The 21065-nt window shown below is 60.9% G+C and carries 21 protein-coding genes and 1 tRNA gene; 12 read left to right on the forward strand and 10 right to left on the reverse strand.

Going from position 1 to position 21065, the window contains the following annotated elements; translation table 11 throughout:
- The first annotated feature begins 93 nt into the window (after positions 1 to 93).
- Positions 94 to 477 carry a YciI family protein gene (locus DQ393_RS21420; protein ID WP_112343723.1) on the forward strand — a complete coding sequence of 128 codons (384 nt, stop codon included), beginning with the start codon at positions 94 to 96 and terminating at the stop codon, positions 475 to 477.
- Between the two features lie 47 nt (positions 478 to 524).
- Here DQ393_RS21420 and DQ393_RS21425 read toward each other — a convergent pair whose 3' ends face one another.
- The 4 genes from DQ393_RS21425 to osmF form a co-directional block, all read right to left on the reverse strand.
- Positions 525 to 1274 (reverse strand): ABC transporter permease, encoded by a 750-nt coding sequence (locus DQ393_RS21425; protein ID WP_112343724.1) that lies wholly within the window; start codon positions 1272 to 1274, stop codon positions 525 to 527.
- On the reverse strand, positions 1271 to 2218 hold the full coding sequence (locus DQ393_RS21430; RefSeq protein ID WP_112343725.1) for an ABC transporter ATP-binding protein: 948 nt from the start codon (positions 2216 to 2218) through the stop codon (positions 1271 to 1273). Before DQ393_RS21430 ends, DQ393_RS21425 begins: the two co-directional genes overlap by 4 nt.
- Complete coding sequence (locus DQ393_RS21435; RefSeq protein ID WP_112343726.1) at positions 2215 to 3381, reverse strand: ABC transporter permease; 1167 nt, start codon at positions 3379 to 3381, stop codon at positions 2215 to 2217. Before DQ393_RS21435 ends, DQ393_RS21430 begins: the two co-directional genes overlap by 4 nt.
- Before the next feature lie 121 nt (positions 3382 to 3502).
- Complete coding sequence (gene osmF / locus DQ393_RS21440) at positions 3503 to 4411, reverse strand: glycine betaine ABC transporter substrate-binding protein OsmF (RefSeq protein WP_112343727.1); 909 nt, start codon at positions 4409 to 4411, stop codon at positions 3503 to 3505.
- A 444-nt stretch (positions 4412 to 4855) separates the two neighbouring features.
- Here osmF and DQ393_RS21445 point away from each other — a divergent pair, with 444 nt between their 5' ends.
- From DQ393_RS21445 to DQ393_RS33505, 3 genes are all read left to right on the forward strand, one after another.
- Positions 4856 to 6082: a LysR family transcriptional regulator gene (locus DQ393_RS21445; RefSeq protein ID WP_112343728.1), complete on the forward strand. Its 1227-nt coding sequence runs from the start codon at positions 4856 to 4858 to the stop codon at positions 6080 to 6082.
- 89 nt (positions 6083 to 6171) lie between these two features.
- Positions 6172 to 6405: a hypothetical protein gene (locus DQ393_RS21450; RefSeq protein ID WP_112343729.1), complete on the forward strand. Its 234-nt coding sequence runs from the start codon at positions 6172 to 6174 to the stop codon at positions 6403 to 6405.
- Positions 6406 to 6639: 234 nt separating this feature from the next.
- The gene (locus DQ393_RS33505) at positions 6640 to 7026 is read left to right on the forward strand and encodes a hypothetical protein (protein ID WP_181592400.1); all 387 of its coding nucleotides are present in this window, start codon (positions 6640 to 6642) and stop codon (positions 7024 to 7026) included.
- Between the two features lie 81 nt (positions 7027 to 7107).
- Here DQ393_RS33505 and DQ393_RS21460 read toward each other — a convergent pair whose 3' ends face one another.
- From DQ393_RS21460 to DQ393_RS21480, 5 genes are all read right to left on the reverse strand, one after another.
- The gene (locus DQ393_RS21460) at positions 7108 to 7491 is read right to left on the reverse strand and encodes a putative quinol monooxygenase (RefSeq protein ID WP_245430419.1); all 384 of its coding nucleotides are present in this window, start codon (positions 7489 to 7491) and stop codon (positions 7108 to 7110) included.
- Between the two features lie 61 nt (positions 7492 to 7552).
- Entirely contained in the window at positions 7553 to 8431 is an 879-nt protein-coding gene (locus tag DQ393_RS21465) for a glycosyltransferase family 2 protein (RefSeq protein ID WP_112343730.1), read from the reverse strand.
- A 190-nt stretch (positions 8432 to 8621) separates the two neighbouring features.
- Entirely contained in the window at positions 8622 to 9095 is a 474-nt protein-coding gene (locus DQ393_RS21470; protein WP_112343731.1) for a hypothetical protein, read from the reverse strand.
- A gap of 187 nt (positions 9096 to 9282) precedes the next feature.
- A tRNA-Thr gene (locus DQ393_RS21475) sits at positions 9283 to 9358 on the reverse strand.
- 138 nt (positions 9359 to 9496) lie between these two features.
- On the reverse strand, positions 9497 to 10456 hold the full coding sequence (locus DQ393_RS21480) for an NAD(P)H-dependent flavin oxidoreductase (RefSeq protein ID WP_112343847.1): 960 nt from the start codon (positions 10454 to 10456) through the stop codon (positions 9497 to 9499).
- A gap of 385 nt (positions 10457 to 10841) precedes the next feature.
- Here DQ393_RS21480 and DQ393_RS21490 point away from each other — a divergent pair, with 385 nt between their 5' ends.
- Entirely contained in the window at positions 10842 to 12080 is a 1239-nt protein-coding gene (locus DQ393_RS21490) for a hypothetical protein (RefSeq protein ID WP_112343733.1), read from the forward strand.
- 23 nt (positions 12081 to 12103) lie between these two features.
- Here DQ393_RS21490 and ppk2 read toward each other — a convergent pair whose 3' ends face one another.
- Complete coding sequence (ppk2, locus tag DQ393_RS21495; protein WP_112343734.1) at positions 12104 to 12985, reverse strand: polyphosphate kinase 2; 882 nt, start codon at positions 12983 to 12985, stop codon at positions 12104 to 12106.
- A 246-nt stretch (positions 12986 to 13231) separates the two neighbouring features.
- Between ppk2 and phoR the strand changes: the two genes are divergently transcribed.
- The 7 genes from phoR (at position 13232) to phoB (ending at position 20904) form a co-directional block, all read left to right on the forward strand.
- On the forward strand, positions 13232 to 14488 hold the full coding sequence (gene phoR, locus DQ393_RS21500) for a phosphate regulon sensor histidine kinase PhoR (protein WP_112343735.1): 1257 nt from the start codon (positions 13232 to 13234) through the stop codon (positions 14486 to 14488).
- Between the two features lie 184 nt (positions 14489 to 14672).
- On the forward strand, positions 14673 to 15707 hold the full coding sequence (locus DQ393_RS21505) for a substrate-binding domain-containing protein (protein ID WP_112343736.1): 1035 nt from the start codon (positions 14673 to 14675) through the stop codon (positions 15705 to 15707).
- A 74-nt stretch (positions 15708 to 15781) separates the two neighbouring features.
- On the forward strand, positions 15782 to 17263 hold the full coding sequence (pstC, locus tag DQ393_RS21510) for a phosphate ABC transporter permease subunit PstC (RefSeq protein WP_112343737.1): 1482 nt from the start codon (positions 15782 to 15784) through the stop codon (positions 17261 to 17263).
- Positions 17260 to 18594: a phosphate ABC transporter permease PstA gene (gene pstA / locus DQ393_RS21515; protein ID WP_112343738.1), complete on the forward strand. Its 1335-nt coding sequence runs from the start codon at positions 17260 to 17262 to the stop codon at positions 18592 to 18594. The genes pstC and pstA overlap by 4 nt, the downstream gene beginning before the upstream one ends.
- Before the next feature lie 14 nt (positions 18595 to 18608).
- On the forward strand, positions 18609 to 19424 hold the full coding sequence (gene pstB, locus DQ393_RS21520) for a phosphate ABC transporter ATP-binding protein PstB (protein ID WP_112343739.1): 816 nt from the start codon (positions 18609 to 18611) through the stop codon (positions 19422 to 19424).
- A 51-nt stretch (positions 19425 to 19475) separates the two neighbouring features.
- Complete coding sequence (phoU, locus tag DQ393_RS21525) at positions 19476 to 20189, forward strand: phosphate signaling complex protein PhoU (RefSeq protein WP_112343740.1); 714 nt, start codon at positions 19476 to 19478, stop codon at positions 20187 to 20189.
- Positions 20190 to 20220: 31 nt separating this feature from the next.
- Positions 20221 to 20904 (forward strand): phosphate regulon transcriptional regulator PhoB, encoded by a 684-nt coding sequence (gene phoB / locus DQ393_RS21530; RefSeq protein ID WP_004128368.1) that lies wholly within the window; start codon positions 20221 to 20223, stop codon positions 20902 to 20904.
- Positions 20905 to 21065: the final 161 nt, after the last annotated feature.

A 21065-nucleotide genomic window follows, 5' to 3' on the forward strand; every position in this document is an offset into this window, starting at 1 on the left:
CACCTTTGTTTGCGTGCAGATTCGGGGTTTCTGGATTTCGATCCGTCTGCTTAACTCCCCGGCGCTCAAGTATTCGGCTCAAAGGGGGAAACCATGTACTATGCCATTCTGGCTTATCACGAGGAAGGTATCGTTGAATCCTGGAGCAAGGAGGAGGATGCCGCGCTCATGACGGAGCTTTTGGAGATCAATGATCGCCTGGTCGCGCAGAAATCGCTGGGACCAGCCGCGCGGCTCGGCCCGACCCAGAAGGCCGTCACCTTGCGCGGGCCGGGTGCGGGACTGGTCATCGATGGCCCATTTGCCGAAACCAAGGAACAGTTGCTCGGCTTCTACGTCGTCGATTTTCCGACGCTCGATGCGGCCGTCGAAGCCGCGCGCGAGCTGCGCCGCGCCAATCCCACGGCCGTCTATGAAATCAGGCCGGTCTCGCTTTACCTGCCCGGCGCGCCTTTGCCTTCCGGCGAAGGCACTTGATAAACCTATGTGCGGCGCCGGCCTTGAAGGGGCTGGCGGTCGCCTTATCAATGGGATTGCAATCCGATCTTGCTGGTGACCGACCGCTCGATCATCTCCATGCCGTCATAGATTAGCACCGCCATCAGGCCGACGATCAGGCCGCCCTGCAGGATGAAGGCAGTGTTGTCGTTGATCAGCCCGGCGATGATGACTTCGCCAAGCCCCTTGGCGGCAACGGTGGAGCCGATCGTCGCCGTGCCGATATTGATGACGGTCGCGATCTTCAAGCCCTCGATGATCAGCGGCAAGGCGAGCGGCAATTCGACGCGGAAGAGCCGCTGCCAGCCGCTCATGCCCATGCCGTCGGCGGCGTCGAGCACCGAGGCCGGCACCTGCTGCAGGCCGGCTACCGTGTTCTCGAAGATCGGCAGCAGCGCATAGAGAAACAGCGCGATCAAGGTCGGCACCGCACCGAAGCCGGTGGTCGAGATCGCAAGCGCCAGCACGGCAACGGGCGGGAAGGTCTGCCCGGCATTGGCGATCGCCCGCGACAGCGGCAGGAAATCGGCGCCGATCGGCCGTGTGACGAAGATGCCCCCAAGCACGGCCAGGATCCCGCTTGCCGCAATCGAGATCAGGATGAGTTCGAGATGGCTGAGCGCCAGGCTCGGCAGGCTGTTCTGCGTATAGATCGGCGACGCCCCGAACTTGGTCAGCGGCGCAAGGACAGGCGTCAGCCATTCCGGATAAAACAGCAGCACCAGCAGCAGCGCCAGCGCGAGAAGGCGGAAGAGATTGGCGGCGAGAAATTTCATGCTTTGCGGCCCAGCTCGATCAGATGTTGGATCGAGATCGAACCGACGGGCGTCTTGCGCTCGTCCTCGACCGTCGCCTCGTCCGCGCCCTGCCAGATCAATTCCGCCAGCGCATCGCGCAGATTGAGGGTTTGCGGCAGGCTGTGACCGAGCCCGGGGCGCGGCGGCTGCATGCTTTCCTTCAGCGGCAGCAACGACATCAGCTTCAAGGCCCGGTCGGACGTTCCGGTCAGCTGCTGCACGAAAGGATCGGCCGGCTCGGTCAGGATCTTCTCGGGTTCGGAGCATTGCAAAAGCTTGCCTTCGCTCATGACGGCGATCTGGTCGCCGAGATGGAAGGCTTCGTCCATATCGTGGGTGACGAGGACGATGGTGGTGCCGAACTGCTTCTGGATGGCAAGCAGATCGTCCTGTGCCTTGCCGCGGATGACCGGGTCGAGCGCACCGAAGGGCTCGTCCATCAGCAGCAATTCCGGTTCCGCCGCGAGTGCGCGCGCGACGCCGACGCGCTGCTGCTGGCCGCCGGAAAGCTGGGTTGGATATTTGCCGGCAAAGGTGCCGGGGTCGAGATGGAAGAGATTGAGGAGTTCTTCCACGCGACCATCGATGCGCGTCTTTTCCCAGCCGAGCAGCTCGGGGACGGTGGCGATATTCTGCGCGACCGTGCGATGCGGAAAAAGCCCGTGCCCCTGGATGGCATAGCCGATGCGGCGGCGAAGCTCGGTCGCCGGCACATTCATGATGTCCTCGCCGGCAACGGAGATGTGACCTTCGGTGATTGGTACCAGCCGGTTGATCATGCGCATCAGCGTCGACTTGCCGGAGCCGGAGGTGCCGACGATAACGGTGATCGTGCCCTTTTCCATGCTCATGCTGACATTATCGACCACAGTCGCGCTGCCATAACGCTTGGTGACGCCCTTGAGCTCGATCATGCTGGTCATGCGCGTTGTCCCCGAATGCTGTCGATGACCGCATCGAGGATGACGGCCGATGAGAAGGCGAGAAAGACCGTCGGCACGGCGCCGAGCAGAACGAGGTCATTGGCTGTCTGGCCGATGCCCTGGAAGATGAAGAGACCGAAGCCGCCGCCGCCGATCAGCGCCGCCACGGTGACGAGGCCGATTGCCTGCACCAGCACGATACGGATACCGGTGAGAATGACCGGAAAGGCGAGCGGCAGGTCGATGCCGGTCAGGATCTGCCGGCGTGTCAGGCCCATGCCGGCGGCGGAATCGCGCACGGAAGGATCGACGCCGGCAAGGCCGACGACAGTATTGGCGACGATCGGCAGCAGAGAATAGATAACGAGCGCTACCAGCGCCGGCGCCACGCCGATGCCTTTGACGCCGATCTCGGCAGCGAAAGGAACGTTGGCGGCGATATAGCCGAGCGGCAGCATCAGGATGCCGAACAGCGCCAGGCTCGGAATGGTTTGCACCAGGCTCAGCGCCCGCAGCACCACGGCACGGATGCGCGGCTGCCAATAGCAGAAGATGCCGAGCGGCAGCGCAAGCACGATGGCGATCGCAACCGAGCCGATGGAAAGGAATACATGGCTGAGCGCTTCGTGCCAGAACTTGTCGGCATTGTTGGCATATTCCTTCATGATCGAGAGATTGTCGAGCAGGCCGGAACGCAGGACGACGGCAAGCAGGGCGGCATAGAGCGCCAGCGCCGCGACCCTCAGCCATGGCGTCAGCCGCAGCTTCACCAGAGCATCCGAGATCATCAGCCCCACGACGGCCAGCAGCACCCAGAAGGAGCCGCCGGGTGTGATGCGGGCCACGGTGCTGCCCGCTGGCGTCGCGGCGGTCGAGACGAAGCCGAGCGTGAGGATCAGTGCGGCGATCGCAAGCGTGGCAATGCCGAGGCGGATGATCTGATTGCGTAGGAACAGTGCTGCAAGCGCTGCTGCCGTCAGAAGAATAAGCAAGACCACAGCGGCCGGCTGCGCAATGAGTTGCGTCAGCAGCTGCGGCTTGCCGGCGGCGATGCGGTTTGCCTTGACGATGATGAAGGGCGCCCAGGCCATTGCCAGCGCGCCGCCCGCCACCAGCACCACTCCGAGACGGTCCACTCGACGGACCGCTAGTGCATCTTCCATCAGGCAAGCTCCGTCAGCGCATGAGCCCAGAATTCAAGGCGGGTTCGGACAAAACCATGCCCATTCAAATGTCCGCGGCTCCACCGTATCAAAATGGAGCCGCCAGAGCAGCGTCGATGCCTTACTTCAGAAAGCCATTGTCCTTGAGGTAGGATTCGGCGACAGCCTTGGCCGGCTCGCCATCGACCTGGATGCGGCCGTTCAGCTTGCGCAGCACATCGGCAGTCAGGCCCTTGAAGATCGGAGCCAGAACCTCTTCGATCTTCGGATTGGCCTTCAGCACAGCCTCGCGGATGATCGGCGTCGGCGCATAGACCGGTTGCACGCTCTTGTCGTCCTCGAGCACGGTCAGTTCGGCCGCTTCGATGGCGCCGTCTGTGCCGTAGACCATCGCCGTGTTGACGCCGTTGGTCTGGTCGGCCGCAGCCTTGATCGTCGCGGCGGTATCGCCGCCCGAGAGCACGACTTCCTGATCCGGCTTCAGCTTGAAGCTGTAGGTGGTCTCGAAAGCCGGCAGGGCTGCCGGAGAATTGACGAATTCGGAAGAGGCCGCGATCTTGATTGGGCCGCCGCCAGCGACCCACTTGCCGAAGTCCGACATGGTCTTCAGCTTGGCTGGGCCGGCGACATCGTTGCGCACGGCGATCGCCCAGGTGTTGTTGGCGGGCGAAGGCGTCAGCCAGACGATCTTGTTGGCATCATAGTCCAGCTTCTTCGCCAGATCGTAACCCTGCTGCAGATTCTTCCAGGCCGCATCGTCGGCCTTGTTGAAGAAGAAGCCGGCATTGCCGGTATATTCGGCATAGATGTCGATTTCGCCCGCGGTAATCGCCTTGCGGACCACAGGCGTCGTGCCGAGCGCGATGCGGTCCTGCGCCTTGATGCCGTTGGCATTGAGTGCTGCGAGAATGATGTTGCCGAGCAGCGTGCCTTCGGTGTCGATCTTCGAAGAGACGACGACGTCGGCGGCGTTGGCGCCGCTGGCAAGGAGCGCCGTCAGCGTGGCGGCAAGTGCAAGCTTCTTGAACATGATGTTTCCCTTTGTACCCCGTTAAATCTTTGCTCTGCTTGTCCGCGTCGCCTGGCAAGGCCGCTACCCGGACAGGCAGGCTTCGAGTGGGCCGGCGGCCCACAGGCGAATTCGTGGCTGCTTCAGGCACATAGCGCGTATCGCGGAAAAATCGATGTCGCCCGATTCCCGTTGCAGTCGCGCGATTATGACGAGCGTACTCGACATTCGCGCGAAATTGGATTTCTTTTTTCGGGGGCAAGTGCGTTTGTTTTTGTTCCCCTTACCCGTTTGGCGCTGTTCCGATCTCATTTTTGCGGCTGGATCAGTGAGGCGACCAGGAAACGATAGCTGTCGCTTTTCGGCTTAGGGATATCTTTTTTCAAGAACACATCATATCGTCGGGATATCGTTGATCTTCTTGCGGCCGAGCCAGGATGCGTGCTGCGGATAAGGGGATGGGATTTGTATCTCGGTGCTTTGTTCGTAGCCGATATGGTATTCTCCATTGGCTCCGTGAGGGAAACTGCGCGGCGTCTGTCCTTTTCAGCGTCGACCGTCTCCGGTGCGCTGCGCCGGCTCGAGACCGAGCTTGCCATGAAGCTGGTCGAGCGGGCATCCGGCGAGCTTGCGACCCTGTTGGCGAGCTCGAAGGTGCAGAAGGGGCTGCAGCCTATTCTCGGCAGCATCCGCCGGCTTTCAGTCCTGATGAAAGAGCCGCCGGCGCCGGCGGATTATGACCAGTGGGCCGCGCGGCTGCCGTTGAAGATCGCCACCATCGAACGTTTTCTCGAAGTCGCCGATCAGGGCAGCATCAATCGCGCCGCACGACGCCTGCGTCTCGGCCAGCCGCAGCTTTCCTTGCAGATCGCCAATCTGGAGGAGTTGTTCGGCTGCCGCCTGTTCGAGCGGCAGGCACAGGGCTCGGTGCTGACGGAAGCGGGGCAGGAGGTTCACGCCATTCTCGCCGCGATCGCACAGGCCTGGGACGAGATGAAAGCGGCGGCGGACGAGCGCTTCCAGCGCACTGCGCGTGCGGTCCGCATCGGATCGATCATTCCCACAGGTTCAGAGAGTTGGGTGGCGCGCTCGCTTGCAAGCCTGGTGTCGCGCTGGAACATCGGCGGTAACAGCAACATGCTGTCGCTCATGCTGATGACGGCCGACGATCTGCGCGAAGCGCTCCGGTCCGGCCGCATCGACGTCGCCATCGTCGATTCCGTCTTCGGCCTCGACGCTTTCGAACATATGGAGCTTGTCGCGACGGACATGGTGGCGATTGCGCCGCCTGATAGCACTGAGCAGACCTTTGCCGCGCTCATGGAAAACCATCCGCTCTGCGTGCCGAGCCCACGCACCGGCATCGGCAATGCCGCGACTGCTTTCGGCTATGACAGCCGCGATCGCCGCCGGTTTCGCGGTCGCGATATCACCTCGGCCGACTCGCTGCCTGTCATCGTCGATCTCGTCGCCAACCACGGCTATGTCTCGTTCCTCGGCCGCGTCAGTGCCTTACCGATTGCCGACAAGGTGCGCATCGTCGATCCGGATGAGCTTTTGCCGCTCTCCTACCATCTCGCTCATAATGGCCGCAAAGCTTCGGTCGAAGCCTGCCGGCTGATCCAGCAGGCGGTTCGCGAATTGATCGGCGATATGGTGACGCCGCGAAAGCGCCTGCCCTCCCGAAGCTAGCGGAACTATTGCGCCATTTTCGCGTTCAGATAGGTTAGTCCGGGCGTACATAGCCGGGGGGCACGTTCGGCACCCAAGGAGACCATTAGATGAAAATTCTTGCAACGGCGCTTATCGCATTTGGTATTCTCGCTTTACCCGCTACTTACGCGGAAGCGCGTGATCATCATCACCGCTGGCACCATCATCGGCCTGTCGTGAAGCATCATCACCACCGCCGCCACTATTACCGCCCTCATCACGGCTGGCATCACCATTACGGCTGGCGGCATGGCTCACGCCATCATCGCTGGCACAGCCGGCCGCATTTCTCGCATAACTGACAGTCGCGGATAGATGCGAAAACGGCGCCTTGAGCGCCGTTTTCGACAGCCGGCGCGATTGACCTTGCCTCCCGTCCTGGACCGTTAACGTCGCGGCGCGATAAAACGCACCGCGAAAGTGCCTGCGGCCACCCCAAAGTGGAACCATCAAAGGCTCGGCTGCGTTTACTTACTGGTCCGGACGACGCGAATGATCCGAGTCGCGTTTGCGTCCGGCATTCAAGGAGGCTGGAAATGAAAATTCTGGCAACAGCGCTCATAGCGCTAGGCATCCTCGCGCTGCCTGCAACCCACGCCGAGGCGCGTCGTCACCACCATTATTGGCACCACCATCACCACCGAGTGATGGTTTATAGTCACTACTATTATCCTCGCCATTACTATCGCCCGTATTACCGTCCGTATTACTACCGGCCCTATTACGGTTATGATGAACCCTATTATGGCGGTTATCAGCCACTTTACTCGTTCGGTCTGTTTGGCGGTTTCGGCGGCTTTCACCACCACCACCATCACGGCTGGTACGGTGGAGATGGATACCGTCATGGCGGCTATTACGGCTGGCATGGCGGCGGCAGACATTGGCGGTATTACAGCCAGCCGCACTTCTCGCACAACTGACGAGCCGGCCGATGGCAAAACGGCGCCTTTCGGCGCCGCTCTTTGAGGAGATTACTACCGGCTTGCCAGGCTTTGGCCGGCTCAAGCCGGGGTCAGAACGTGAACGGCGCGATCGGCCATCAAATGGCTCACCTTCTCGCCGTAAGCGGCCATATGCGCGGACGCCGCATGGGCTTTCAGCGCCTCCATGCTTTCCCATTTCTCGACCACGACGAACGTATCGGGTCCGAAGGCAGGATCTGCTCCTTCGACATCGACGACGGCGGTATATTCGATGCAGCCGTCTTCGGCGTGAACGGCCGGAACGTTCGCCTGGAAGATGTCAAGCACCTCGGCGCGCTTGCCGGGCTTCGCGGTGAGGATGGCGAGAACGTGGATCATGATAATGTCCTTGAAACGATAGACGATAGGAAATGAAGAACGATGGACGCCGCCGATGATGCGGCCGGTTTCAATCTCTATCACGGAACGGGGCGATCCAAACGCCGAACTTCGGTTTTGGCCGTGCGGCGAATGCTGCGCGGCCTCACATCCGGTTGATATGCTTCGGGTCCAGCGATCCGCTCAACAGATGGCCGAAGGCGATGAGATTGCCCTGCAGACGGCCGCGGCGGTCGATATAGGGCGGCGGATTGAGGGAGCCGGCGAGGTTTGAGGCGACGTTGCCGCCCATCAGCTTGAGCGCCCATTTGAGCGAGACGGAACGCTTCTTGACGAGATAGAGCGGATTGGCAACCTGAGAATAACCAAAGCGCAGGCCCGATGTGCGCCCGGCCTTGACGCCGAGATGGACGCCGCGCAGGCGATTGAACTTGACGATCTTGCCGAAAGGACGAAGCCGCCGGCAGAGATCCACGTCTTCCTGCCAGGCGTAGAGCGGCAAATCCTCGTCGAAATAGATACCATTTGCGAGCATCGCCTTCCGGCGGAAGATCATGTTGCAGCCATAGGCGTTATGCGTGTCCTCGATCACCGGCGCCGGAAAGGGCGTGGCATCGGCTGCGAGCGCTTCGTCCGCTTCCTTCGCAGTCAGGCCCGGCCCGAGGATGCCATCACGGACGACCTCGCCGGTCGCCACTACGATCTCTTCATCCGCCTCGAACAGGGCTTCCGCTTCGGCAAGATAGTTTGTTGCCGGGAAGAAATCGTCATCGAAGAAGACGACCACATCGATGCCGACAGCCGCATCGATAATCGCATTGCGCTGTGGGCAGCTTCCCTGCGGCGAGGAGAGGACCGTCACTGGAAACGGCGCGGAGCTCAAGCGCGCCATGTCGATATCGCCGTCCTTGGTCGGGCACAGGAAGAGGTGATCCGGCTTGCGTGCCTGTGCGGCCAGTCTGTCGATCATTGCGGCGAGAATCGCCTTGCGACCGCACGTCGCTACGCCAACGGCAATTTTCATGGTGCATCCCCCGAGCCTTGTCCCGGGATGCACAGAACCATCGAAATCTGAATCTTTGGTTGTATTAATCGCCTGCATTCAACGCATCGCCATAAAGCCGCTCTATCCGCCGGCAGCGAGACGGTCAGGCTTAGGTCGAAGGGGCCATAGTGGTTGGCCGCGCGCTGATTTCAAAATGGCTCATTTGAAGTTACTGGGGTGTATAAGGCTTGCATTTATAGGGTGTTGAACCTTCCTTGTCGCGAACGACCGCATTGCCTTCGGGATCAAGCTTCAAAGTCCAGGACGTTTGCAAGCCGTTCGAGCCCATGAAACCTCCCATGAAGGTCACGTCCTCTCCCTGCCGGTTGAACGCGGTGACACCGCCAAGGTGGCGTTGATATTCCTGCGGGCGCATGACGACGCCGACGAGAGCCGCTGATCCGGTGGATGCTGACAGACCGTATCCGCCATTGGGCGCACAAGGCGTCATGTCGGAGATAAACGGGCCGCTGACACAACTGAGGATGTGGCCGAACTGCTTTTTGGAGTTCAGGTGAACGGATACGTCAGCATCGCCGTCACCCTTGCAGAGCAGATGCATTGGCTTCTCTGCAGGCGTTGCCAGCGCCGTTCCAGCAGCTGCCAGATAGGCGGTAACGGCGATTGCGTTCATGAGCTTCATTGAGGTCTCCGGTTCAGCCATCATCAGCTCACACTTTCGAAACTCGAATGCAATCCATTTTGTTCTGGATTGCATTCGATCCCTGAATAGGGCGCTTCGGACTGCGATATTGCAGCCACGAACATAGAGCGAAGAGGCGCCAAGGAACGGCAGCTCGGCTCATTCATGCTCAGTGTTTGGAAACAAATGGTGCCGCTTACGTGACTCGAACACGTGACCCCATCATTACGAATGATGTGCTCTACCGACTGAGCTAAAGCGGCATTCTGCGGAGCATTCGGTTCGGCCCCGCGATTTGCATGGCGCTGATACAGTCTATGCGGTCAGATTTCAAGCGCTCAAATTGCCAATTGGCAAAAAAGCGAGACGCTTGTGAAAAAAGAACCGCTTTTCGGCGTTGCTCAAAGCGACAGCCGGACGCGCGCCTGCCGGTATTCCGCTTCCAATCTGTCGACGAGCGCTGGAACTGGCTGGATGGATTTGACGGCGCCGATGCCCTGGCCGGAGCCCCAGATATCCTTCCAGGCCTTCACGCCGGTGGTGGCGGCTTCGAAATCCATTTTCGAAGGGTCCGCTTCGGGCAGGTTGTCGGGATCCAGGCCGGCGGCGCGGATCGAGGGCTTCAGATAATTGCCGTGAACGCCGGTGAAATAGTTGGAATAGACGATGTCGGCGGCGGTGCCCTCGACGATCGCCTGCTTGTAGGCGTCCGCCGCGCGAGCCTCTTCCGTCGCGATGAAGGGCGAGCCGATATAGGCGAGGTCGGCGCCGGCCGCCTGCGCCGCCAGGATCGCGCCCCCCGTGGCGATGGCGCCGGCAAGCAGCAGCGGCCCGTCGAACCATTCGCGGATCTCCTGCACGAGCGCGAAGGGCGAAAGCTGGCCGGCATGGCCGCCGGCACCCGCTGCCACGGCGATCAGCCCGTCCGCGCCCTTGCGGATGGCCGAGTTCGCATGCCGGTTGTTGATGATGTCGTGCAGCACGATGCCGCCATAGGAATGCACGGCCGCATTCACCTCGGGCACGGCGCCGAGCGAGGAAATGACGATCGGCACCTTGTATTTCACGCAGAGCATCAGATCGTGCTCCAGGCGCCTGTTCGACGTATGGACGATCTGATTGACGGCAAATGGAGCTGCCGGTCGCTCCGGATTTGCGGCACTGTATGCGGCAAGATCCTCGGTGATCATCGCCAGCCACTCGTCGAGCTGACTTTCCGGGCGCGCATTGAGTGCCGGAAAGGAGCCGACCACACCAGCCTTGCATTGCGCCAGCGTCAGCGCCGGGTGCGAGATGATGAAGAGAGGCGAAGCCACAACCGGCAGGCGCAGACGTTCGGTCAGGATGGAGGGAAGGGCCATGAACATCATCCGATATTTGACGTTTACGAAAACGTCAAAGAGATAGCAGATGTGGATCGTGAGGGGAAGATGGAGGCAGTAGCGAATAGGCAATAGGCAATAGGCAATAGGTAATGATTGACCGCATCCGCGATGGAGGTTTTTCGCTCTGCCTACTGCCTACTGCCTACTGCCTACTGCCTATTGCCCGTTGCCTACTGCCTCCCTCCACCCCATTTGCGTCGTCTTTGCCCTTTATCCCCCGCCCGAGTGCCCGCAGCGTCAGCCGGAGGCTTGCGTATTGCCGGATGGGGCGTTACCGAATCCGGTTAACGAATGATAAAAGTATGGCTGTCTTGCTCGTGGAGTATGCGAGTATGCCGCGAGTAAGAGTAAAGGACCTGATGTGAGCGGATTAGAAACGGCTATCAGAAGCGCGTTGGAGCGGTCCGATCGCGCCAATCCGGAAATCCGGGCTCGTATCTATCAATCGGCACGGCAGGCGCTGGAAGCCGGTCTTCGCAAGCAGGACATTACCGATATCGACGTTGTCTCCGCCCAGCGTCAGCGGCTGGAGGCGACGATCCGGCAGATCGAGGCCGAGGAGCGCACCCGCCCGGCACAGGAGGTGCCAGTTTCGCCGCAGCTCGACGCCCCGCATGTTTCCCCCGCCGCACATGAGGTGGAAACCGTGCAGCGGCCGGATCCCGTCATGAGCGTGCGCGGTGAAACCCGCGACCCGCCGCCTTCGGCGCGTGCGCCTCAGGCCGCCGAGCCGATGTCGGTGGCATCAGCGGCGCGTGAGAGCGATTTCGGCGACATGCGCGCCGGTCCGGCCGATCATCTCGGTGCAGATAGCGACACGCACTCCGTGGCTGATGCGCCAGCTCGGACCCGATCGATGAATTTCAAGCCGGAGCGGGCGGCCGTGCGCCGCAAGCCGCGCAAATTTTTCTCGCGCCTGCTGATCTTCTGCATCCTGCTCGCCTTCCTTGGCGTCGGTGCCTGGTGGATCAAGACATCGGGCGTGTTCATGTCCGCCGCGCAGAGGGATACAAGCGTGCGCAACCCGCCGGCGCATGTCGATTCGCAGGATTTCAGCGGCAACAGCAGCGATGACGATACGTCCGAGGAGGACGATAACAGCGGTCCCGTCAATCCTGGACTGGCGACCATCGACCCGCAGAACAGCTTCTCCGACGAATGGGTCGAAGTCCTGAAGCCGACGGACGCCCAGAAGGTTACGACCGGCCAGCAGTCGAAGGCGGAGAATGTCTCGGAGAATGAGGGACCGGCCGTGCGGCTGACCTCGCTCAGCAGCGGTTCGGACGGCAATGCCACGGTCGAAGTGCCCGTCAATGTGCTGCAGCAGATGGCAGGCAAGGCATCGACGATCGCATTGACACTGCAGTCCACCTCGGATGCGCCGACGCAGATCACCGTGGAATGCGATTTCGGCTCGCTCGGCCGCTGCGGACGTCATCGCTTCACCGTCAGCCGCCAGAAAACGGATGCGCTTTTCCAGATCCAGTTCGATCGCTCGCTGGCGCCGACCAGTCCCGGCCGCCTCGTCATCAACAGCGATGTCGACGGCAAGACTCGTGGCGTCAATGTCTATGCCATCCGCGTTCTGCCCGGGCAGTAAGCTTCGAGTCGGATAGCTCTCGCCTATTTGAAAAAGCTTGCTCCCATGCCGAGGATCTTGTCGTCGATCTCGCCGATGGCTTTCTTGTCCTTGCCGTCATAGTCGAGCGTCAGCAGAATGTGACGGATGAGGTTCAGGCGCGCCCGCCGCTTGTCGTTGGCGCGGATGACGGTCCAGGGCGCGTGATCGGTATGCGTTTCCTCCAGCATGCGATCGCGCTTTTCGCCGTAATCCTTCCATTTCGGCAGGGCGGCGATATCCATGGAGGAAAGCTTCCACACGGCACGCGGATCATGACGCCGGTCGTGGAAGCGCTTCAGCTGCATCTCCCGGCCGATATCGAGATAGAATTTGAAGAAATGTATGCCGTCCTGGACGATGAGCTTTTCCATGCGGGGTGCCTGCTTCAGGAACTGCTCGTATTGCTGCGGTGTGCAGAAACCCATGACCGGTTCGACGCCGGCGCGGTTGTACCATGAGCGGTCGAACAGCACGAATTCGCCCGCCGTCGGGAACTGGGCGACATAGCGCTGGAAATACCATTGGCCGGCCTCGCGATCCGTTGGCTTGGTCAGTGCCACGACGCGCGCCAGGCGAGGGTTCATATGTGCTGAGGTCGCAGCGATCGATCCGCCCTTGCCGGCGGCATCGCGCCCTTCGAACAGCGCCATCACCCGCTTGCCGGTCGCCTGCAGCCAGAACTGCACCTTGATGAGCTCGATCTGCAGCGCCTTCAGCTCCTCCAGATATTCTTCTTCCTTGAGCTTCTTCTTGTAGGGATAGTCGCCTGATGTCAGCGCCTGGTCATCGATCCAGCTTGGCAGAACGGGATCGTCGACATCGAACAGGCGCTTTGTGCCATGGATATCCAGTTCCACCGCGCGGCTTTCCGCTTCCTCTCCCATCTGTCGGCTCCTCGGTCGTTTACACTTCGTTAATCCTGCCGCTCGGCCGCGGCAAAAAAGCTCTTCGGGGAAGTTGGCGCTTTTATCCAATAGTTTCAAGCCCTTTGCCCACTTCCTCTTTTGCCGGCTACATTTATTATGGTCAGTTACCGGCTTCTGTGGATGGAGCCGAATACTTCTGTCATGAATCACGTCTAAGACGCGGAATCCAGCATTCCATGATGGTAGGCGAAGGGACGGGCGCATTTGGAAGACGAATGGTCATTTGTCAGGAAGTTGGCGGCGCGGCTGCGGCAGGAGGTTGCCATCCTCGTCTTGGCGACGCTCATCGCCATATTTGCGCTCATTGAAGGCATCAATACCGGTGCCGTCGTCTGGATCTGGATCATCGTCGTGATCGTCGCGCTGCTGCGCCCGCCGCTGGTGGAGCGCGTGGTGATGCCGTCCCAGGCCGAACCGGCGCCGGTCGATCCGCAGGCATTGTTGCATACCGTTTTCTCAGGCTTGGCGGCGCTCGATATGCCGGCGCTGATCATCGACCGTGAGGCATCCGTGCTGCTGCAGAATGCCGCCGTCGAAAAAGCCTTCGGCGCGTTTCCGATCGGCGCCCATATTTCTTCGAAGCTGCGTTCGCCGGCTCTGCTCGACATGGTGCGCGAAACCATCGCGACCAACACGCCGAACCAGATCGAGCATTCCGAGCGACTGCCCTCGGAGCGGGTCTACGTTGTCCGCATCGCGCCCATCGACGTGCCGGAGACGGGTGCGCAGGCGGAAGCGCTTTTCCTGCTCTCCTTCCGAGACATATCCGAGCTGCGCCACATCGATCGCATGCGCTCCGATTTCGTCGCCAATGCCAGCCATGAATTACGCACGCCGCTCGCGTCGCTGCGGGGCTTCATCGAGACGATCCAGGGACCTGCCAAATCGGACCCGAAGGCGCAGCAGCGCTTCCTCGGGATCATGCTCGACCAGACGACACGCATGAGCCGGCTAGTCGACGACCTGCTGTCGCTGTCCAGGCTGGAGCTGAAATCGCATATCGCGCCGGATCAGAAGGTGGATCTGGTGCCGCTGCTCGGCCATGTGCGCGATTCGCTGCTTCCCCTTGCCGGAGATCTCGACGTCTCGATCAACCTGCATCTGCCGCCCGGCAAGGTCGAGGTATTGGGCGATCGCGACGAGCTGGTGCAGGTCTTCGAAAACCTGATCGAGAACGCCTGCAAATATGGTCAGGAAGGCAAGTCGGTGGACGTATCCCTCCAAAGCGATGCCGGCCAGGCCGTCGAGGTCGTCGTCTCCGACAAGGGGCCAGGGATTCCCGCAGAACATGTGCCGCGTCTGACCGAGCGCTTCTATCGCGTAAACGTTGAGGACAGCCGCTCCAAGAAAGGCACGGGTCTCGGGCTTGCCATCGTCAAGCACATTCTCACCCGCCACCGCGCCAGATTGATCGTCAAGTCGGAAGTGGGGAAGGGAACCGACTTTACCGTCCGTTTCTGAATGCCTCTGTGAAACCTCTATTTCCGGTCGCATTTATCCAAACAATTTCAGTTAGATGGACTGTCATAATTGTTTCACTCGCCTGACATAAAAGGGCGGTGTTTTCGCCGGTAAGAATGGATGGCTGAAAAGGTGGATGTGGCGTCCGCCGCGGCGCTCTTCAAAGCTCATTAGGGGATTCATTATGAATGCTTTGAAATTATCCATTCTTGCGCTGGTTGCGTCGGCCGCCTTTTCAGGTGCTGCCATGGCGCGCGATCAAATCCAGATCGCCGGCTCGTCTACGGTATTTCCGTATGCCAAGATCGTCGCCGAATCCTTTGGCGAGACTTTTACCAATTTCAAGACTCCCATTGTGGAGTCCGGTGGCTCCGGGGCCGGCCTGAAGGAATTCTGCAAGGGTGTCGGAACGGATTCCATCGATATCGCCAATTCGTCGCGGCCGATCAAGGACAGCGAAGTTCGAGCCTGCAAGGCCGCCGGCGTTGCAGATATCCAGCAGATCAAGATCGGTTATGACGGCATCGTCTTCGCCTTCGACAAGAGCAATCCGGATATCAGGTTCGAGCCGGTCGATCTTTACAAGGCGCTCGCTGCCGAGGTCGTCGTCGACGGCAAGCTGGTTGCCAATCCTTACAAAAAATGGTCGCAGATCAACCCGTCGCTGCCGGACTTCGAGATCGCGGCCTATATTCCGGGCGAGAAGCACGGCACGCGCGAAGTCTTCGAGGAAAAGGTGCTTGCTGCCGGCTGCAAGGCTTCCGGTGCGGCCGATGTGATCAAGGCCGCGGTCAAGGATGCCGACCAGCAGGCCAAAAAATGCATCGCGGTGCGCAAGGATGGCGTTGCGGTCGATATCGACGGCGACTATCCGGAAACACTGGCCCGCATCAATGCCAACAAGCATGGCATCGGCGTTTTCGGCCTCTATTTTTTCCAGAACAATGCCGACAAGCTTAGGGTCGCCACCGTCGGCGGCATCGTGCCCTCGGGGCAGACGATCGCCGACGGCACCTATCCTGTGTCGCGGCCGTTGTTCTTCTATGTCAAGAAGGCTCATTTGGGAGTCATCCCGGGCCTCAAGGAATATGTCGATTTCTTCACGAGCGATCAGATGATCGGACCGGACGGCCCGCTGGCGGAATACGGCCTCGTGCCTGCGCCGGATGCTGAGCGCGACCAGATACGTAAGGATTTCTCGGGCGGAAAGATCATGTGAGTGCGTAAGGATCGAGCACCAGCGTGGCTTTTCGCTGCGCCGGCGTTCGCCGGGGAATGGGCCGGGGAATGGGAATGAGTGTATCGCTGCTGCTGCTGTGCCTGTCGGTCATCGGCGCCTCCGCTTTTGTGCTGGGGCGGGTGAGGGCGGCTGCGCTATCGGGCGGCAGGCCATGGTCCATGCATTCCCGGCTCGGCTATCACGGCGCCTATGCCGCCATATGGGCGGTACTTCCGCCCTTAGCGCTCGTCTGCGCCTGGTTGATCGCCAGTCCCATCGTCATCGATCGCCTGGTGACCAAATCCTTTCCGGAGGAGGTAAAGTCTCTGCCGCAGGCGGAGCTCAATCTCAGCTACGGCATGGTGCGCAGCATCGCCCGCGGTATGCGCCTGCTGGAGAGCCAGGAGCTTGGAGAAGTTGCCGGCGGCACGGCCGACCTGCAATTGCTGCTGGCGCAGAAGGGCGTGCCGCTCGCCATCCGTCCCACCGGCTACATGATCGATGCCGCCAACAAATACAACGGCATGCGCGAAATCAGCCGCATGGTGATGTCCGCAGTGGCGATCCTCTTGTCGCTGCTTTGCGCGCTCTATGGCCTGCGCGTTATCGCTCCGCGTTTCCGCGCCCGCAACCGTGTCGAGCAGGTCATTCTCGGCGCACTGATCGTTGCCTCCTCCATTGCCGTTCTGACGACGGGCGGGATTGTCGTTTCGATGCTTTCGGAAGCGGCGCGCTTCTTCGGCATGGTGCCCGCCAGGGAATTCTTTTTCGGAACCGTCTGGGATCCGCGCTTCACCGGCGCCGGCTCGCAGACCTCGGGCACCTTCGGCCTGATACCGCTGCTGGCGGGAACGATCTATATCGGCTTCGTTGCCATGCTCTTTGCCGTACCCATCGGCCTGTTCGCCGCGATCTATATGGCCGAATATGCGTCGGCGAGAGTCCGCTCCATCGCCAAGCCGATGCTGGAGGTTCTGGCCGGCATTCCCACGATCGTCTACGGCTTCTTCGCCCTTGTCACCGTCGGTCCCTTCCTCAGGGACATCTCGGCCGAGATCGATGGTCTGTTGACGGGAGATTACAGAAGCTTCATCGAGGCTCAGAGCGTGATAACGGCAGGCTTCGTCATGGGCGTCATGCTCATCCCTTACGTCTCCTCGCTGTCGGACGATATCATCATGGCCGTGCCGCGGTCGCTGCGCGACGGCTCGCTCGGGCTTGGCGCCACGCGTTCCGAAACGGTCAAGCGCGTCCTGCTGCCGGCAGCGCTTCCGGGCATTGTCGGCGCCCTCTTGATGACCGCGTCTCGCGCGATCGGCGAAACGATGATCGTGGTCCTGGCTGCCGGCGTCGCCGCCCGCATGCAGCTCGATCCCTTCGAGCCGATGACGACCGTGACCGTGAAGATCGTCAATCAGCTGACAGGCGATCTGGAGTTCACCTCGCCGCAGACGCTCGTCGCCTTTGCACTCGGCATTACGCTGTTCTGCCTGACGCTGTGCCTCAATGTCTACGCTCTCTACATCGTCCGCCGCTATAGGGAGCAATACGAATGAGCGGCGTCGTATCCTCCCCAATGTCGAATATGCCGCGGGGCCTCACGCTAGGCGCCCCGGCGCGGCGTGATATCGGCATCAAGCGGCGCTATGCCGCCGAGCGCCGCTTCCGCGCCTATGGCGTCACGGCCGTTATCTTCGGCCTCGTCTTCCTTGCCATCCTGGTCGCGACCGTGGTGCGCACCGGCTACAGCGCCTTTGTTCAGACATCGATCACTCTGCCGATCGAATTCACCGAGGAGGTGATCGACCCCACGGCCAAGCGGGCCACGGATCCGAAGGTGCTGATCGCTGCCAATTACCTTGTGCTGGTGCGGGACGCGCTGGTGAAAGCCCTGAGCATCGATTCCACCAATCGCGCGCTCGTCCGAGAGGCGACGGCGATGGTATCGGATAGCGCCAGGATCGCGTTGCGCGACAGGGTCGTCGCCAATCCCTCGATCATAGGGACGACGCAGAACGTCACCTTCCTTGCCAGCGCCAATATCGATTCCGCCAACAAGGGCCAGATCGACCTCACCGTCGACGAGAAGGATCGCAAGATATCCGACTGGCAGATTGCCTGGATGAAGCAACTCAGCGAAAGCGGCGTGCTTTATAAGGCGTTCAATACCGGTCTCTTTGTGGCCGGCAATTCCAGCCGCCCGGAAGCATCCGGCCTCGGCGTCGCGCTGATCGGCTCGCTCTACCTCATGCTGACCGTGCTCGCGCTTGCCTTGCCGGTTGGTGTTGCCGCCTCGATCTATCTGGAAGAGTTCGCGCCGAAGAACCGGCTGACGGATCTGATCGAGGTCAATATCAACAACCTCGCAGCCGTGCCTTCCATCGTCTACGGCCTGCTGGGCCTCTCGGTCTTCATCAACATGATGGGGCTGCCGCGTTCGGCGTCACTCGTCGGTGGGCTGGTGCTGAGCCTGATGACGCTGCCGATGATCATCATCGCGACGCGCTCTGCGCTGCGCGGCGTGCCGCCGTCCATCCGCAGCGCCGCGCTCGGCCTCGGCGCATCGCGCATGCAGGTGGTCTTCCATCATGTCCTGCCGCTCGCCATGCCGGGCATCCTGACGGGCACCATACTCGGGCTTGCTCATGCTCTCGGGGAGACGGCGCCGCTGCTCTTGATCGGCATGGTCGCCTTCGTCGCCAACTATCCGACATCGCCCCTCGATCCCTCGACGGCGCTGCCGGTGCAGATCTACATGTGGGCGAGCGAAGCCGAGCGTGCCTTCGTCGAAAGGACGTCCGGCGCCATCATCGTCCTGCTTTTCTTCCTCGTCGCGATGAACATCGGCGCCATCCTGCTGCGCCGCCGCTTCGAGCGGCGCTGGTAAGGGAGGGCCGAGAAATGAACATGATGAGCGAAGCGGCAAGCGAAAGAGCCTTGGCCAAGAAGATGACCACGATCCCCTACAAGATGATCGGCCAGGACGTTTCGGTCTTCTACGGGGACAAGCGCGCGCTCTTCGACGTCAACCTGAAGATTCGCGCCAATACGGTGACGGCCCTCATCGGCCCTTCCGGCTGCGGCAAATCCACCTTCCTGCGCTGCCTCAACCGCATGAACGATACGATCGACACGTGCCGCGTCACCGGCAAGATCACGCTCGACGATCAGGACGTCTACGACAACAGCATCGATGTCGTGGAATTGCGCGCCCGCGTCGGCATGGTCTTCCAGAAGCCCAACCCGTTTCCGAAGTCGATCTACGAAAACGTCGCCTACGGGCCGCGCATCCATGGCCTGCATCGCTCCAAGGCCGATCTCGATCATATCGTCGAGACCAGCCTGCAGAAGGCGGGCCTGTGGGGCGAGGTCAAGGACAGGCTTCATGATGCTGGCACCAGCCTGTCGGGCGGTCAGCAGCAGCGTCTGTGCATTGCGCGCGCCGTTGCCGTCAGTCCGGAAGTCATCTTGATGGACGAGCCGTGCTCGGCGCTCGATCCGATCGCAACGGCGAAGGTCGAGGATCTCATTCACGAGCTGCGGGAAAACTTCACGATCGTCATCGTGACGCATTCCATGCAGCAGGCCGCCCGCGTTTCGCAGCGCACCGCAATGTTTCATCTCGGCCATCTGGTCGAGGAGAACGACACCGATAAAATGTTCACCAATCCCGACGATTACCGCACGCAGGATTACATCATGGGCCGTTTTGGTTGATGATATCAAGCGCGCGGCCCCTTTCACACAGTTCACCTTGAGGATAGAAAAATGGTCTCCACACACATTCTCTCTGCCTATGACGAAGACCTGAAGTTCCTGACGCGCCGTATTGCGGAAATGGGCGGCCTGGCCGAGCAGATGGTCAGCGACAGCGTACGCGCATTGGTCCAAAGCGATGCTGCCCTTGCGCAGAAGGTCATCTCCGACGACGTCGTTCTCGACCATGCCGAGCGCGAAGTCGGCGACAAGGCGATCGTCACCATCGCCCGCCGTCAGCCGATGGCAGCCGACCTTCGTGAAATCATGGGATCGATCCGCATCGCTTCCGATCTGGAGCGCGTCGGCGATCTCGGCAAGAACACCGCCAAGCGCGTCATCGCCGTGCAGGGCACCGGCGTTCCGCGCCGTCTCGCCCGCGGCATCGAACACCTTTCCGAACTGGCACTGAGCCAGCTCAAGGAAGTTCTGGATGTCTACGCCACCCGTTCGCCCGACAAGGCCGTATCGATCCGTGAGCGCGACGAGGAAATCGACGCCATGTACACCTCGCTCTTCCGCGAGATGCTGACCTACATGATGGAAGATCCGCGCAACATCACCACCTGCACGCATCTTCTCTTCTGCGCCAAGAACATCGAGCGCATCGGCGACCATGCCACCAACATCGCCGAGACGATCTATTACATGGCGACCGGCGCTCAGCCCGAAGGCGAGCGTCCGAAGGATGATACCGCCAATACCGTCGGCGCGGTGACGGAATAATCTGGAAGTGAAGAAAGGAGACCATAAGCGCATGGTTCCGAGAGTTGCTGTTGTAGAAGACGAGGAAGCGCTCAGCGTTCTGCTGCGCTACAATCTTGAGGCCGAAGGCTTCGAGGTCGACACGATCCTAAGAGGCGATGAGGCTGAGCTGCGTCTCCAGGAGCGCATCCCCGATCTCCTGATCCTCGACTGGATGCTCCCCGGCGTATCGGGCATAGAGCTCTGCCGCCGGCTGCGCATGCGGCCGGAGACGGAGCGCCTGCCGATCATCATGCTGACGGCCCGCGGCGAGGAAAGCGAGCGCGTGCGCGGGCTTTCGACCGGCGCGGACGACTATGTCGTCAAGCCGTTCTCGACGCCGGAGCTGATGGCCCGCGTCAAGGCGATGCTGCGGCGTGCCCGTCCGGAGGTGCTCTCCACGGTGCTGCGTTGCGGCGATATCGAGCTCGATCGCGAAACTCATCGCGTTCACCGCAAGAGCCGCGAAGTGCGGCTGGGGCCGACGGAATTCCGCCTGCTGGAATTCCTGATGTCCTCGCCCGGCCGCGTCTTCTCGCGCTCGCAGCTGCTCGACGGCGTCTGGGGTCACGATATCTATGTCGACGAACGCACGGTCGACGTCCATGTCGGCCGCCTGCGCAAGGCGCTCAATTTCTCCAATATGCAGGATGTCATCCGTACCGTTCGCGGCGCGGGCTATTCCATGGAAGCCTGAGCGGCTTGCCGCTCGGGTATCAACATTACAGCTCCACGCGTCTTTCAAGACGCGTTAAGGTCGCTGTAACATCTTGAAATGCTGCATAATTTTCCCTTAAATCGATTCCGGTTTAAGGAATTATGCAGGAGCGGCGGAAATAGAAAAACGGGCCTCGAGGG

It is taken from the genome of Martinezella tropici, assembly GCF_003287875.1.
GTDB lineage: Bacteria > Pseudomonadota > Alphaproteobacteria > Rhizobiales > Rhizobiaceae > Rhizobium > Rhizobium tropici_C.

Bases quoted from the DNA above. Each gene is read 5' to 3' on its own strand.
- ppk2 (WP_112343734.1), bottom strand. From the start codon at position 12,985: ATGGGAGAGGAAGCGGAAAGCCGCGCGGTGGAACTGGATATCCATGGC.
- DQ393_RS21430 (WP_112343725.1), bottom strand. From the start codon at position 2,218: ATGACCAGCATGATCGAGCTCAAGGGCGTCACCAAGCGTTATGGCAGC.
- pstC (WP_112343737.1), top strand. From the start codon at position 15,782: ATGAGTGTATCGCTGCTGCTGCTGTGCCTGTCGGTCATCGGCGCCTCC.
- DQ393_RS21505 (WP_112343736.1), top strand. From the start codon at position 14,673: ATGAATGCTTTGAAATTATCCATTCTTGCGCTGGTTGCGTCGGCCGCC.
- DQ393_RS21480 (WP_112343847.1), bottom strand. From the start codon at position 10,456: ATGGCCCTTCCCTCCATCCTGACCGAACGTCTGCGCCTGCCGGTTGTG.
- DQ393_RS21435 (WP_112343726.1), bottom strand. From the start codon at position 3,381: ATGGAAGATGCACTAGCGGTCCGTCGAGTGGACCGTCTCGGAGTGGTG.
- DQ393_RS21450 (WP_112343729.1), top strand. From the start codon at position 6,172: ATGAAAATTCTTGCAACGGCGCTTATCGCATTTGGTATTCTCGCTTTA.
- phoB (WP_004128368.1), top strand. From the start codon at position 20,221: ATGGTTCCGAGAGTTGCTGTTGTAGAAGACGAGGAAGCGCTCAGCGTT.
- DQ393_RS21465 (WP_112343730.1), bottom strand. From the start codon at position 8,431: ATGAAAATTGCCGTTGGCGTAGCGACGTGCGGTCGCAAGGCGATTCTC.
- DQ393_RS21420 (WP_112343723.1), top strand. From the start codon at position 94: ATGTACTATGCCATTCTGGCTTATCACGAGGAAGGTATCGTTGAATCC.
- DQ393_RS21425 (WP_112343724.1), bottom strand. From the start codon at position 1,274: ATGAAATTTCTCGCCGCCAATCTCTTCCGCCTTCTCGCGCTGGCGCTG.
- pstA (WP_112343738.1), top strand. From the start codon at position 17,260: ATGAGCGGCGTCGTATCCTCCCCAATGTCGAATATGCCGCGGGGCCTC.
- pstB (WP_112343739.1), top strand. From the start codon at position 18,609: ATGAACATGATGAGCGAAGCGGCAAGCGAAAGAGCCTTGGCCAAGAAG.
- osmF (WP_112343727.1), bottom strand. From the start codon at position 4,411: ATGTTCAAGAAGCTTGCACTTGCCGCCACGCTGACGGCGCTCCTTGCC.
- phoU (WP_112343740.1), top strand. From the start codon at position 19,476: ATGGTCTCCACACACATTCTCTCTGCCTATGACGAAGACCTGAAGTTC.
- DQ393_RS21470 (WP_112343731.1), bottom strand. From the start codon at position 9,095: ATGAAGCTCATGAACGCAATCGCCGTTACCGCCTATCTGGCAGCTGCT.
- DQ393_RS33505 (WP_181592400.1), top strand. From the start codon at position 6,640: ATGAAAATTCTGGCAACAGCGCTCATAGCGCTAGGCATCCTCGCGCTG.